Source organism: Serratia sp. Ae19-1 (genome assembly GCF_059801225.1).
Genome location: NZ_JBCHWD010000001.1, coordinates 288,406 through 302,437, shown reverse-complemented (window position 1 = coordinate 302,437; position 14,032 = coordinate 288,406). Strand labels below are relative to the sequence as shown.

At 60.0% G+C, this 14,032-nt stretch carries 13 protein-coding genes; 8 read left to right on the top strand and 5 right to left on the bottom strand.

What is annotated here, in order from left to right; translation table 11 throughout:
- Positions 1-317 precede the first annotated feature (317 nt).
- The 6 genes from AAIE04_RS01470 (at position 318) to AAIE04_RS01445 (ending at position 6,235) form a co-directional block, all read left to right on the top strand.
- Entirely contained in the window at positions 318-1,481 is a 1,164-nt protein-coding gene (locus AAIE04_RS01470; protein ID WP_498576370.1) for a M20 peptidase aminoacylase family protein, read from the top strand.
- A gap of 189 nt (positions 1,482-1,670) precedes the next feature.
- On the top strand, positions 1,671-2,996 hold the full coding sequence (locus AAIE04_RS01465) for an LLM class flavin-dependent oxidoreductase (protein WP_309530974.1): 1,326 nt from the start codon (positions 1,671-1,673) through the stop codon (positions 2,994-2,996).
- Between the two features lie 26 nt (positions 2,997-3,022).
- Positions 3,023-3,943 carry an ABC transporter substrate-binding protein gene (locus AAIE04_RS01460; RefSeq protein ID WP_498576369.1) on the top strand — a complete coding sequence of 307 codons (921 nt, stop codon included), beginning with the start codon at positions 3,023-3,025 and terminating at the stop codon, positions 3,941-3,943.
- A gap of 9 nt (positions 3,944-3,952) precedes the next feature.
- A complete protein-coding gene (locus tag AAIE04_RS01455) occupies positions 3,953-4,480 on the top strand; it encodes a GNAT family N-acetyltransferase (RefSeq protein ID WP_154747757.1) in 528 nt (175 codons plus the stop codon).
- Between the two features lie 30 nt (positions 4,481-4,510).
- On the top strand, positions 4,511-5,398 hold the full coding sequence (locus AAIE04_RS01450; RefSeq protein ID WP_019454099.1) for an amino acid ABC transporter permease: 888 nt from the start codon (positions 4,511-4,513) through the stop codon (positions 5,396-5,398).
- Between the two features lie 9 nt (positions 5,399-5,407).
- On the top strand, positions 5,408-6,235 hold the full coding sequence (locus tag AAIE04_RS01445; protein WP_498576368.1) for an amino acid ABC transporter ATP-binding protein: 828 nt from the start codon (positions 5,408-5,410) through the stop codon (positions 6,233-6,235).
- 33 nt (positions 6,236-6,268) lie between these two features.
- Here AAIE04_RS01445 and AAIE04_RS01440 read toward each other — a convergent pair whose 3' ends face one another.
- Positions 6,269-6,778, bottom strand: coding sequence for a VOC family protein (locus AAIE04_RS01440; protein WP_019454101.1), 510 nt, complete (start codon positions 6,776-6,778; stop codon positions 6,269-6,271).
- 165 nt (positions 6,779-6,943) lie between these two features.
- On the opposite strand from AAIE04_RS01440, the gene AAIE04_RS01435 reads away from it, so the two are divergent.
- Entirely contained in the window at positions 6,944-7,423 is a 480-nt protein-coding gene (locus tag AAIE04_RS01435; RefSeq protein WP_019454102.1) for a cold-shock protein, read from the top strand.
- Between the two features lie 23 nt (positions 7,424-7,446).
- On the opposite strand, the gene AAIE04_RS01430 is transcribed toward AAIE04_RS01435, so the two are convergent.
- The 3 genes from AAIE04_RS01430 to AAIE04_RS01420 form a co-directional block, all read right to left on the bottom strand.
- The gene (locus AAIE04_RS01430) at positions 7,447-8,895 is read right to left on the bottom strand and encodes a GGDEF domain-containing protein (RefSeq protein WP_309530973.1); all 1,449 of its coding nucleotides are present in this window, start codon (positions 8,893-8,895) and stop codon (positions 7,447-7,449) included.
- A 634-nt stretch (positions 8,896-9,529) separates the two neighbouring features.
- Complete coding sequence (locus AAIE04_RS01425; RefSeq protein WP_019454105.1) at positions 9,530-10,081, bottom strand: flavodoxin family protein; 552 nt, start codon at positions 10,079-10,081, stop codon at positions 9,530-9,532.
- A gap of 118 nt (positions 10,082-10,199) precedes the next feature.
- A complete protein-coding gene (locus tag AAIE04_RS01420) occupies positions 10,200-11,105 on the bottom strand; it encodes a LysR family transcriptional regulator (RefSeq protein WP_498576367.1) in 906 nt (301 codons plus the stop codon).
- Positions 11,106-11,202: 97 nt separating this feature from the next.
- On the opposite strand from AAIE04_RS01420, the gene AAIE04_RS01415 reads away from it, so the two are divergent.
- Positions 11,203-12,267: an aldo/keto reductase gene (locus tag AAIE04_RS01415; RefSeq protein ID WP_019454107.1), complete on the top strand. Its 1,065-nt coding sequence runs from the start codon at positions 11,203-11,205 to the stop codon at positions 12,265-12,267.
- A gap of 180 nt (positions 12,268-12,447) precedes the next feature.
- Here AAIE04_RS01415 and AAIE04_RS01410 read toward each other — a convergent pair whose 3' ends face one another.
- Positions 12,448-13,980 carry a glycosyltransferase family 39 protein gene (locus tag AAIE04_RS01410; protein ID WP_063918877.1) on the bottom strand — a complete coding sequence of 511 codons (1,533 nt, stop codon included), beginning with the start codon at positions 13,978-13,980 and terminating at the stop codon, positions 12,448-12,450.
- Positions 13,981-14,032 lie beyond the last annotated feature (52 nt).

Genomic DNA, 14,032 nt, shown 5'->3' with positions numbered 1-14,032 from the left:
CACAAAACCTGTGTCGATCACAGTACAGCAAGCAGGCAGGATTTTGTCCACCACCGCGATCACAGAAATCCGATAAAGAGTGAAAAAATCCGTGTTGCCCGGTGTAAATTGATTGCACCGGTTGCGATAAGTTACCGTTTCAGGTCAATCCTCTTCAGGCGCCGGCAAACAACGAGCGAACGCCCAAACTTGCCCATTTCGCCATCGTTGACGCCCCCGTGCAGACGCAATCGCTATGAAATATAACCAGATGGTCTTTTTGCTTCGGCGCCCGCTGCACTAGGGTTAAGGTTTATTTCCCACTGTGAGCCAAGCCTATGACCAGCCAGTTGGCAGACAAAATTATCGCCTATCGGCGTGAGCTGCACCAAAACCCCGAGCTTTCCAATCACGAATTCGCCACCACCGCCCGGCTGACTCGCTGGCTGCAAGAGGCGGGCATTCGCCTGCTGCCGTTGGCGCTGAAAACCGGCGTCGTGGCGGAGATCGGCAGCGGCAAAGGGCCGATCATCGCGCTGCGCGGCGACATTGACGCGCTGCCGATCGACGAGATCGCCGATGTGCCCTTCAGTTCGCAAAACCGCGGCGTGATGCACGCCTGCGGCCACGACTTTCACACTTCGGTGATGCTCGGCGCCGCACACCTGCTGAAAGCGCGCGAGGCCGAGCTACCCGGCACGGTGCGCATCTTCTTCCAGCCGGCGGAAGAGACCTTCAACGGCGCCCGGCACCTGATCGACGCCGGCGCGCTGGATAACGTCGCGGCGGTGTTTGGCCTGCACAATGCGCCGGAACTGCCCACCGGCACCTTCGCCACCCGCGCCGGGCCGTTTTACGCCAACGTCGATCGTTTCCAGATCCAGATTACCGGCAAAGGCGCCCACGCCGCCAAACCGGAACAGGGCGTCGACACCATCGTCACCGCCAGCCAGATCGTCGGCGCGCTGCAGACGCTGCCCAGCCGCAGCTTCAGCTCGCTGGAATCGCTGGTGGTGAGCGTGACGCGCATCGAAGGCGGCAATACCTGGAACGTACTGCCGCAAACCGTGGAGCTGGAAGGCACGGTGCGCACCCACAGCGACGCGGTGCGCCGCCAGGTGCCGGACAAGATTCGTCAGGTGATCGACGGCGTCGCCGCCGCGCTGGGTGCCCAGGCTGAACTGCACTGGCAGCCGGGGCCGCCGGCGGTGATCAACGACGCGCATTGGGCGGCATTCAGCAAAACCGTCGCCGCCGAGGCCGGTTACCGGGTTGAAGAGGCGGAACTGCAGATGGGCGGCGAAGATTTCGCGCTTTATCTGCACCATGTTCCAGGCGTGTTTGTCAGCATCGGATCCGCCAGCGAGTTCGGCTTGCATCATCCGCGTTTCAATCCCGATGAACGCGCTCTGTTCCCGGCGGCGCAATATTTCACGCTGCTGGCGGAACGCACGCTGCAACAATTAACCACCGCGCCGGAAAAAGCCCTCAGCAACGCCTGAATAACAACAAATATTATTTCCCCGACGCTGCTGATGCCGCGCCGGGGATTATTATTTTCGCCTACCGTGATATTTGCCGTTTTCAACATTTGAATATGCTGTTTTGTTGTTTTACATCCCGCCGCTGCTCATCAATAGTGGTTCCATCAGACACTGCGCGCCTCTGCGGCGCATGATGGGATAATCACGATGAGCAACAGCGCGAATAATCAACGACAATTACGGCTGGGCGCCATTCTGCATGGCGCGTCGGGAAATATGTCCGCCTGGCGCCACCCGGACGCCACCGCCGACGCCAGCATCAACCTCGAATTTAATATCGCCACGGCGAAAAAAGCCGAGCAGGGAAAATTCGATTTCGTGTTTGTCGCCGATGGCTTATATATCAACGAAAAATCCATTCCGCATTTTCTTAATCGCTTCGAACCGTTGACCCTATTGGCCGCGCTGTCCGCCGCCACCGACAAAATTGGCCTGGTGGGCACCCTCTCCACCTCCTACAGCGATCCGTTCACCGTCGCCCGTCAGTTCGCCAGCCTCGATCACCTGAGCAACGGCCGCGCCGGCTGGAACGTGGTGACCTCGCCGTTGGAAGGCTCAGCCAAAAACTTCTCGCGCGCCGAACACCCGGAACACAGCCTGCGTTACCGCATCGCCGATGAGTTTCTTGACGTCGCCAAAGGACTGTGGGACTCCTGGGAAGAGGACGCCTTCGTGCGCAACAAAGCCAGCGGCGAATTCTTTCGCGCCGGGAAACTGCACACCCTCAACCACCAGGGTGAGTTCTTCTCGGTACAAGGGCCGCTGAACATCGGCCGCACGCCGCAAGGCCGCCCGATTCTGTTCCAGGCCGGCGCTTCTGAAGACGGCAAACGCCTGGCGGCCAGGCACGCCGATGCGATTTTCACCCATCACGACACGCTGGAACAGGCGCAGGATTTCTATCAGGACGTGAAACGGCAACTGGTGGAACAAGGGCGCGAACCGGACGATCTGCGTATCTTCCAGGGCGTCAGCGTGATCGTCGGCGACGACGACGCGGACGTCGAGCGCCAGTATCAGGAGACCGCTCGCCTGGTCAGCATCGAAAACGCCCTCAACTATCTTGGCCGCTACTTCGAACATTACGACTTCGCTCGCCATCCGCTGGATGCCCCGTTCCCGGACATCGGCGATTTGGGGCAAAACAGCTTCCGCAGCACCACCGACGCGATCAAGCGCAACGCCCGTGAGCGTAACCTCACGCTGCGCCAGGTGGCGCTGGAAGCCGCCTCGCCGCGCCCGGTGTTCAGCGGCACGCCGGAAGCGGTGGCCGACGGTCTGCAGCGCTGGTTCGACAGCGAAGCCGCCGATGGCTTCATCATCAGCGGCGGTACGCCCAACGCTTTCGGTCACTTCGTCGATCGGGTGGTGCCCGTCCTGCAGCGGCGCGGCCTGTTCCGCCAAGCGTACCGCGGCGACACGCTGCGCGAACACCTGGGCCTGAAACGCCCATTGAACAGATTCACCCAATAATAAGATCGCTTTCAGGGATACCCGCTATGCAGAAAACCGTTACCGCCGCCCTCGTGGCGGCCTTGTTGAGCCTGACCGGCGCCGCGCAGGCGGGCACCGGCATCGATTTGCAGGCCAATGAAACCCCAATCCACGTGCCGAAAAACCCGCAGGCGATCGCCAAACTGCCGGCCGATTTCCACTTCGTAAACCCGGGACAGTTCACCGTCGCGATCGCCGCGCTCAACACGCCGCCTCTGGCGCTGTTCGCCGCCGACAACCGGCGGCTTATCGGCAGCGAAGTGGATATCGCGCAGCTGGTGGCCGACAGCCTGGGCCTAACGCTTAACGTGGTGCAAACCTCGTGGGAAGACTGGCCGCTGGGGGTGGTCTCCGGCAAGTATGACGCGGCCATCACCAACGTTACCGTCACTAAAGAGCGCAAAACCCGCTTCGATTTCGCCACCTACCGCATCGATTCGCTCGGCTTTTACGTCAAAACCGGCGGCAAGATCGCGACGATCAAACAGCCTGCCGATATCGCCGGATTAAAGATCATCGTCGGCTCCGGCACCAATCAGGAAGCGATCCTGCTGGCGTGGGATAAACAGAACCTGCAGCAGGGGCTCAAACCCTTCCAACCGATCTACGTGACCGATGATGCGGCCGCCACGCTGGCGATCCAGTCCGGCCGGGCCGACGCCTACTTTGGGCCGAACGTGCTCGGCGCCTATAAAGCGGCGCTGAATGGCCGTACTCGGCTGGCGGGCACGGTGGAAGGCGGCTGGCCGAAGGCGGCGCACATCGCCGTCACCACCCGCAAAGGCAACGGCCTGGTACAGGCGGTGAACGAAGCGCTGAACGGCGCGATCCGCGGCGGGCAATACGATCGGGTGCTCAACCGCTGGGGCGAGAGCGTCGAACGCCTTGCACAGTCGGAAATCAACCCGCCCGGCCTGGGCGACTAGGAGCGTGCGATGACAGCAGACACCTTCATTCAGACGCTGCCGACCGACCCGCTGATCGCCCCGGTGATCGAGGGACTGTTCGGTGAATATCGCCAGCGTTACGGCGATTATTTTGGTGACCAGGAACCGGAACCGCTGGATCTGTACGCGCCGCCGCAGGGCGCCTTTATCGTGCTGCTGCGCGCCGGTGCACCGATCGCCATGGGCGCCTTCAAGCGCTACGACGCGCAAACCGCCGAACTGAAACGGATCTGGACGCGGAGCGATCTGCGCCGTCAAGGCCTGGCGCAGCGGGTGTTGCAGCAATTGGAAGCGCTGGCGCTGGCGCAGGGATATCGCCGGCTCTATCTGACCACCGGCTTTCGCCAGCCTGAAGCGGTGGGCCTGTATCTGAACAACGGCTATCAGCCGCAGTTCGATCCGGCCGTCGACAGCGAGGTTTACAGCCGCCCTCCCTACGACGGCCGCCTGCCGTTCCGCAAGAGCCTGATTGCAGAGGACGCGTGTTGTTGCGCGTCGGAAAGGAAAATCGCCTAACCCTTTTTTATCTGTAGCAGGAGACATGACATGTCCAAACAAGAAGTCTTGAAAGTGGTGCCCGCCCGCTATCCGCTGCGGCTGATCGGCGCGCTGTTTTCGCTGTTCATTCTGGCCGCCATCGTGCAATCGGTGGCGGGCAACGCGCGCTGGGAATGGGGCGTATTCGCCGAGTGGTTCTTCGCGCCGGCGGTGCTGGCCGGGCTGGGGCAAACTCTGCTGCTGACGCTGCTCGGTACCCTGTTCAGCATTCTGTTCGGCACCTTGCTGGCGCTGGCGCGGCTGTCGCGCTCTTACCTGCTGGCGTCGCTGGCCTGGGGCTATATCTGGCTGTTTCGCTCGCTGCCGCTGATCCTGGTACTGATCATCCTGTACAACTTTTCCTACCTGTACGACGCCATCTCGCTGGGCATCCCCTTCACCTCCGTGGTGTTCGCCAGCTTCCCCACCATCGACATTCTCGGCCAGTTCGCCGTGGCGGTGCTGGGCCTGACGCTGGTGCAGTCCGCCTACACCGCCGAGATCATCCGCGGCGGCATTTTGGGCGTGGATTACGGCCAGCACGAAGCGGCGGCAGCGCTGGGCCTGCCGGGTTACCGCCGCACCTTCCGCATCATTCTGCCGCAGGCGCTGCGCTCCATTATTCCGACCGGCTTCAACGAGATCATCAGCCTGGCGAAAGGTACTTCTATCGTTTATGTGCTGGCGCTGCCGGAGCTGTTTTACACCATTCAGGTGATCTATAACCGCACCCAGCAGGTGATACCGCTGCTGATGGTCGCCACCGTCTGGTATCTGTTCATCACCACCGCGCTGTCGGTGATCCAATACTACATCGAGCGCTATTTCGCCCGCGGCGCGGTGCGCGAACTGCCGCCGACACCCTGGCAGAAACTGGCCGGCTGGTTAAAACGTTAGGAGCCCCGCATGTCTGAAGCTATTGATTATTACGCCTTGTCCGAGCAGCCGACACGTAACCTCACCCCGGTGCCGGCACGCGGCCTGATCGAAATCAGCAACGTCAGCAAGTTCTTCGGCAAGCACAAGGCGCTGGACGACGTCAGCCTGACGCTGCAACCGGGCACCGTGACCGTGATCCTCGGCCCTTCCGGCTCCGGCAAATCGACGCTGTTGCGGGCAATCAACCACCTGGAGCGCGTCGATGAGGGCTTTATCCGCATCGACGGCGACTACGTCGGCTACCGCCGCAAGGGCAACCGGCTGTACGAGCTGAAGGAAAAGGCCATTCTGCGGCAACGCATCAACGTCGGCTATGTGTTCCAAAACTTCAATCTGTTCCCGCATCTGACGGTGCTGGAAAACATCATCGAAGCGCCGGTGGTGCACAAGATCCATTCCCGCGAGCGGGCGAAGGCGGTGGCCTATGAGCTTTTGGACACCGTCGGGCTGCGTCACAAGGCGGACGCCTACCCGCGCCACCTCTCCGGCGGCCAACAGCAGCGCATCGCCATCGCCCGCGCGCTGGCGCTGAACCCGAGGGTGATCCTGTTCGATGAGCCGACCTCCGCGCTCGATCCCGAATTGGTCGGCGAAGTGCTGGATGTGATTAAGGGGTTGGCCGATCTGGGGGTCACGCTGGTGGTGGTGACGCATGAAATCGGCTTTGCGCGCGAAGCGGCGGATCGGGTGGTGTTTATGGTCGACGGCCAGATCGTCGAGCAAGGCGACGCCAGGCAGGTGCTGGCCCAGCCGCAGCATCCGCGCACCGTCAATTTCCTCAACAAGGTATTGTGATGGTCGGGGCGCCGCAGCGCCCCGCATGGCCGCTTACCGGCCGGCGAAACGTCGCTTCTCGGCGGCGAAATCCAGCGGACGAATATCCTGCTGGTTTTTGTCCTCTTCGGTCAGCAACGCCGGGGGAATAAACCAAGTCACCTCGAACAGCAGCCCGTCCGGATCGTGGCCGTAAATGCTTTTGTGCACGCCGTGATCCTCTTCCAACCCGAGAATACCGCGTTCGGCCAACTGGTGACGAATACGCTCCAGCTCTTCCAGGCTGTCCACTTCCCAGGCCAGATGGTACAGCCCGGCCGCTGGCTCATGCTCCGCCGGCGGCTCGCCGTTGGCGCGAAACACCCCAGCGCGCTGCTGGCCCAGGTTCTTGCTGAACAGCGCCAAATCGTGATCGTTGTCCGAATCGGCGGCCTGGGTGAATACCGCCCTATCGGGGCTGTCGGACGGCTTGAGCTTGAAGCCCAACACCTGATGATAAAAGTCGGCGCTCTGCCGCACGTCGCTCACATACAGTACGGCGTGATTGAGACGTTTGATACCCATCGATATTCCTTTTCGCAGTGAATGAAGTCAGCATGAACATAGCATGTGGGCGGAAAGCCGCTAAATGCCGTTATCGCATGACTAAATGCCGCGCGCGCAATCTGTCGCTGCCAGGCATTCCGCGCTATCATAAGCGCTGTATAGAACCCTTTTGTGAGAATAGCGATGAACGGCAAGATAACGACTTTTTTTGAAGACAAAGGCTTCGGCTTTATTACCGACGAGAACGGAGAAAATCGTTATTTTCACGTGATTAAAGTGCAAAACCCGGAGCTGATTAAGAAAAACGCGGCGGTGACCTTCGAGCCGACCAACAACACCAAAGGTCCGTCGGCTTATGCGGTCAAAGTGTTGGCACCCAGCAAATACATCATCATCGCCAATGAAAGAATCAAGATCACCAGCATCAAGTCTTTCAACACCTTCACCAAGGACGTACCGGTCAAAGCCGACGTGGATAAGGAGAACACCGTGCTGTCGGTCGGTTTGTTGATGAACCGCATTCGCCCGCAGTCGGAAGATCAAGCGCAGGCCATGCAAACGCTGCGCATGTTGACCATCACCACCTTCCAGAACACCACCCATACCTTCTCCGAGCACGAGATCGATATGGATGAGACCATCAAGGCGCTGAAAAGCCTGTAAACGCTGCTCACCCAGCGTCGAGCTTAACGGAACAGAATATGCTCGACGCTGTTGCCGTTCACCACGTTGAACGACTCCACCCGATTCCGCCCCTGCGATTTGGCGCGATACAGCGCGATATCCGCCATATTCATCAGCTGCTCCAGCGATTTCACCTCGTTCATCGCCAGGCTGGCGACGCCGACGCTGATGGTGATTTTCAAGGTCTGCTTGCCATCCGCCTGCAGCTCCGTCTGCTCCACCAGCCGACGAAGATGTTCCCCCAGCGCCACGCCCTGCGCCGCCAGCGCGCGCGGCAGCATGATGGCGAACTCTTCCCCGCCCAAACGGCCGAACAGCTGATCGTGCCGCAGCTCGCGCCGCACGATGTGCGCGAACGACGCCAACACCTGATCGCCGGCGCTGTGGCCATGCGTATCGTTGATCTGTTTGAAATGGTCGATGTCGATCAGCAGTAACGACACCGCCTCCTTGGAACGGTGCTTGTGCTCCAGCAGCTCGCCCGCTTTGCGCGTCATCGCGCTGCGCGCCAGCACCCCGGTCAGGAAATCGTGGTTGGCGCTGTGCTCCAGACGCCGCATCAGCTTGCGATTGGCGGCGATAGAGCTGGCGAGGATCAGCGGCCCCATCACCAGCATGGCGATGCCCAAGCGGGCGGACATCAGGGTGTCGAGGAAGGCGTTGTGATTGTTCGGCGTTTCATACAGCACCAGGTTGGCTGAAATGTTGCTGATCTCGGTCATGCCGGTCAACAACGTCAGCAGCGTCACGGGGAACAACTGATAGCGCACGGCGCACCACAGCAGCGCCGGGATCGGGAAAGCGATGGCGCCCGGCCCGCCGATATAGACGCTGAACGCCAGCGACAGCAGCAGCGCCAATAGCGGCAGGCAGCCTTTCAGGCGCCAACGCACCTGCATGCGAAACAGCTGTTTCAACCGCGGCGCCGCCATCAGCACCGGCAACAGCAGCAACGTCGTCGAGAACTGCTCACTGAACCAGGCCAACCAGGCGACGACCACCGTATTGTTGTACAGGCTGTCGTTGCGCAGCACCGACAGCGTCGACGCCACTGCCGATCCGGCCAGACTGGCGCTGAACATATAGAGTATCGCCTGGGGTTTGCCCATGCGCCGTTGAGATTGCGGCAGCATCAGCATGATGCCGTAACCGACGGCGATCAGCGACATGTTGCAGGCGTTCAGCCACAGCGCCAGGGACCAGCCCTCACCGGTACTGAGATCGGCGGCGACCATGCCCAGATAAGTGGTGAGCCAGCCGAGCGGCGTAGCGTAAACGGGTTTGCGCAGCAGCAGCCCGAGCAGAATCGCGTTGACCGGCCAAAATAAAGAAAGCGAGCCAATCGGCCGGCTAAGAATACCCACCAGGGAAAGTAAAAAGGCCAGCATGAAAAGATTGATCAGCTGAACCGTAAGCGGCAGGCCATGCCTGGCGTTTATTCTGGCGTTCATCGCCTCGCCCGTATATTGCTAATAACCAGAATAATAATGTGCATACGCTCTCGCCCGGCCAATGAGGGATAGTCAACCCGGATTTCAACCAAAAAAGCCAGACAAATCAACAATGAAAAACATTAACATTTAATTAACAGACTTTTCTTAACCTAATGCGGCATCGGTTGCAGCCACGGTAAACCGCCGGGAAATTATACCCATCCCAACTGTCAGCATAGCGCAAAACCGCAATATACCCGTGAAGGCGTTAATGACATTAATAAGTCTGTGGTTATTGGTCGTTGAATAATATTGGAATAACTGCGCGGTTATTTTCCTGCAACTGAGCCGCCCGTGCAATAACAAGCCAAAAAAAGCCCGCGTGAAGCGGGCTTGCTTGAACAACAGCAAATCGACAGTTACGACACAGCCATGCATTGCCTGCCTGTGCCGTCGCGCAGTATAGCGGTGAAAGCTTAAGCCGACCTTAGCAACAAAAAACCCGGCCTAGGAACCGGGAATATTTGTACGAAATGCAGTGTTAGCCCAAGCAGGCTAATAACATTTCGCAGCTTACGCGCCAATTGTGCAGAGAAAATGAACGCGACGCGGATTTCGCCTCGCCCCAATCCCTTCTGAACGAGGTCAGGCCTTACGCCAGTTTGGCGGCAAAACCCGCCACGCGCTGGCCATAGAGCTTGGCGGTCGCCAGATCGCCCGACAGCATCTCATCCACGCTGGCATCCGCCGGCGTTTGCACCAGCAGCCCCACCGAACCGCCCAGGTTGTTGACGTCGGTGCGCTGCGCCGATTTGGTGTTGGCCGGCAGCAGCCCCAGGCTGACCCACAGGCCGCCATGTTGCGAAGCCAGCGTCTGCAGCGCGATCAGCGTCACCTGCTTGTCGCCGTTCAGGCTGGCGCTGTTGGTAAAGCCACCGAACACTTTGTCCTGCCACTTGCGGCCGAACCAGGCCTTGGAGCTGGCGTCGGCGAATTTTTTGAACTGCCAGGACGGGCCGCCCATATAGGTCGGCGAACCAAAGATGATGGCGTCCGCCTCATCCAGCGCCTGCCAGGCCTCATCGCTGATATCGCCTTCCTGATCGATGGCGATCAGTTCCGCCCCGGCCCCTTCCGCCACCACTTTCGCCAAACGCTCGGTATGGCCGTAGCCGGAATGAAACACCACTACTGTCTTCGCCATAGAAATTCTCCACTCATTGCTCAGAGGCGCCGGCGGCGCCCCTCTCGCGTTCAATCTAATCAAGCGCGCCACGGCTGAATACTGAATAAAACTGACGGTGTTATTCAAAAAAATCGCGCTACGCGCCTTGTTCCGCCCATTGACGGGCAAAATCGATAAAAGCACGCAGCGGGCGCGGCGTTTGGCGGTTCGCCGGATAGTACAGATAAAAACCGGGAAACGGCAGCGTCCAGGCATCGAGCAACGGCAATAGCCTGCCGTCGGCCAAGCCGGTGGCGATCTGCTGCTCGAACAGATAGGCGATGCCGGCGCCATCCAACGCCGCCCGCACCAACACTTCCGGTTCATCGACGATCACCGGCCCTTCCACGGCGATGTCCCGCTTCACACCGTCACGTTCAAACTCCCAGCGATACAGATTGCCGTTGGTCGGCCAGCGGTAGTTCAAGCAGCGATGCTGCCGCAGATCCTCCGGGGTCAGCGGTCGGCCGTAGCGAGCCAAATACGCCGGCGAGGCGACCACGCGCATCCGCACCTCCCCGCCCAGCTTGACCGCCACCATATCTTTCGCCAGCTTCTCATGCAGCCGCACACCGGCATCGAAGCCGCCGGCGACAATATCCACCAGCCTCTCTTCAATGCTGAGATCGAGAACGATATCCGGGTATTGCCGATGAAACGGCGCGATCAATGGCGCCAAATAATGCAGCGCCGCCACGCGCGTAACGTTTAATCGCAACCGACCTGACGGATTTTGTCGCCGCGCGACCGCCTGCGCCACCGCCGCGTCGATCTCCTCCATGGCCGGTAACAAACGCGCCAGCATCTGCGCGCCGGCTTCGGTGGGCGCCACGCTGCGCGTCGTGCGATTCAATAAACGCACGCCCAGCCGCGTCTCCAGGTTGCGCAGCGTTTGGCTGAGCGCCGAAGCGGACATGCCCAAATGCGCGGCGGCGCGCGCGAAACCGCCGTGTTCGACGATGGCGGCAAAGGCGCGCAACTCGGCAAAATCACTGCCTCTCATTATGCTCATCCTCCTTAATAATCCATGAAGATTATAGTGCATTCTTTAAACAGCCTGCGGGCGCTATCGTAAACGCCATCTACACGGGAGAATGCCTATGAACACATCACTGTCGCTGGATCACTATCGCCTGCTGGGCCGCTCCGGCCTGCGCGTTTCACCGCTGGCGCTCGGCACCATGACCTTCGGCGCCGACTGGGGTTGGGGAGCCGAGCTGGCTGAAGCCCGCCGGCTGTTCGACGTCTACGTCGAACGCGGCGGCAATTTTATCGATACCGCCAACCGCTATACCGAAGGCAGCGCCGAACGTTTCGTCGGGGAATTCGCCGCCGGGCGCCGCGATCGGCTGGTGATCGCCACCAAGTACACCCTGCCGATGCAGCCGGACGACCCCAATTCCGGCGGCAATCATCGCAAAAGCATGCTGCGATCGGTTGAAGCCAGCCTGCAACGGCTCAATACCGATTACATCGACCTGCTCTATTTACACGCCTGGGATTTCACCACGCCGGTGGAAGAGATCATGCGCGCCATGGACGACCTGGTGCGCGCCGGGAAAGTGCTGTATGTGGCGGTATCGGACCTCCCCGCCTGGCAGGCGTCGAGAATGCAAATGCTGGCGGAATTGCGCGGCTGGTCGCCGCTGATCGCGCTGCAAATCGAATACAGCCTGCTGGAACGCACCGTCGAGCGCGAACTGATGCCGATGGCGCAAGAATTGGGGCTGGGCGTGATCCCATGGTCGCCGCTGGCCGGCGGCGTACTCAGCGGCAAATATCGGCGGCAGGATCTGCAGCCGTCGCCCGATGAAGCGGGCACTCGGCGTGAAACCGTGCGCGCCAAGGGGATGCTGAACACGCGCAATCTCGATATCGCCGACGCCGTCAACCAGATAGCTCAAGGAACGGGATATACCCCAGCGCAAATCGCGCTGGCCTGGACGCTGCGCCACCCGACGGTCACCGCGCCGATCGTCGGCGCCCGCACTCTGGCGCAACTGGAAGATAACCTCGGTGCATTGAACGTGACATTGGCGCAAGAACATTGGCGGCGGTTGGACGATCTCAGCGCCATCGAGCTCGGATTCCCGCACGATTTTCTCGCCCTGCCGACCACCCGCAGCATCATGAGCGGCGGCCTGCATCTCGCCCGGCGCAGATAAAAAAAATCCCGCGCAAGGCGGGATAAACTTAACAGGGATGGGGTAATACACTACAGGGAATGGATAACACACAACATCATCGGGTAGAGCTACAGTACCAATCCCAATGTATAGAACTGTCATCCCCGCGTAAGTTTGCTCGGCCAGATGTAACGCCGAATGGGAAATATGACATTTCGCTCAATGCACCACGAACAGGCGCGATTCGAAACCGCCGCTCTTGAAGGTGCCGGTATTGACCCACCCCGGCGGCGAACGGCCGAAGTCCTGATTGAAATCCCCGCCGCTGACCAGCCAGACTCGGCGGTGGGTTTTCGATAAAACGCTGAGCTTATCGACGTAGGTCTGCGCCGCCCGATCGTGGAAAAAGGTGCCGAAGCCATAGGCGTTGGGCTTGCCCGAAATGCCGTTGGGCCTGGCGGGGGTATACAGCAAGGCGCGATAGCCCTGTTTGTTGTAATACACATAGCTCAGGTAGTTAAACATGTTGCTGACCACCACCGCATCGTTAGGCTGATAGTGGCTGTTGATATAGTGCACCATCACCTTGAACTCATCTTTCTCGACCGGGTAATCATTGCGCACGCCGCAGCCGAACAGCAGGCTGAAGAACAGCAGCAAAGAGATCCCGCGCACCCGGTTTTTCGTTCCGGCGATCAGCACACCCAACACCAGCGGAATGCCGAGCGCGGCGGAATAGAGATAGCGATCGACAAACAGCGGCGAGCGCCAGGAAATGGCGAATACCAACATTACCGGAATCAGCATGCCGCCGAGCAGCAGCAGAGCGTATTTTCTCGGCATCTGGCGCCGCCACAGCAACAGTGAACATAAAGCGACAAACATCGCCGGCAACAGCCAGAGAATGATCGTGGGATAGTTGCTGCCATCATGGCCCGTGAGAAAACGCCAGAACATCGCCGGCAGATCGCTCCAGGAAACCTGAGGGATCCAACCGACGTCGCCGCCGACCCGCAGCTCGGCGATATGCGCCAGCAGATTGAACAGCACCAGCAGCCAGGGAATGTAGGCCACCCCGATCGCCGCATTGGCCAGCCACCACGCCGGTTGCTTGATATAACACTCGCCTTCGCGGCGGCACGACAGCGCCAACACCACCAGCCAATGCGCGATCAGGGTAAAAATCGTGAAGTAATGGGTATAAAAGCTCAGCGTCATCAACAGCGCATACAGCGCCAGATAGCGGCGGTTATCCGGCGTTTTCAGCCACTTCGCCAACGCCATGGCGGCGGCGATCGCCAGCAGCCCCATCAGCGCATACATGCGCGCCTCCTGGCTGTAACGCACCGCCATCGGCATGATCGCCATCAGCCAGCCCGCTATCAGCGCCGCCCGCTCGTTGGCCAGCCAACGCGTAAAGCGCATCGCCAGCGCCACTGTCGCCACGCCGAGCACCAGGCTCAGCGAACGGGCCGCCATGATGCTGTCGCCAAACAGCACCATCCAGCCATGCAGCAACAGGTAATACAGCGGCGGGTGAACATCGAAGGAAGCGTGGTACAGCAAAGCGCCCACGTCATAGCGGCTGGTCAGCACGCTGGAGGCCTCATCGCACCAAAAATACCTGTCCGTTAAGGAAATAAACCGCACGACCGCCGCAAACGCCACGATCGCCAACGCGTAATGTTTATAGCCGATGCCCTTTAAGCCGTTGTTGCTCAACGAGACATTCGAAACCTGTTGCAGTGACATAACCGCATTCCGCCCAAGAGAACCACACAATGTGGAGACGCTGCGTCATCAT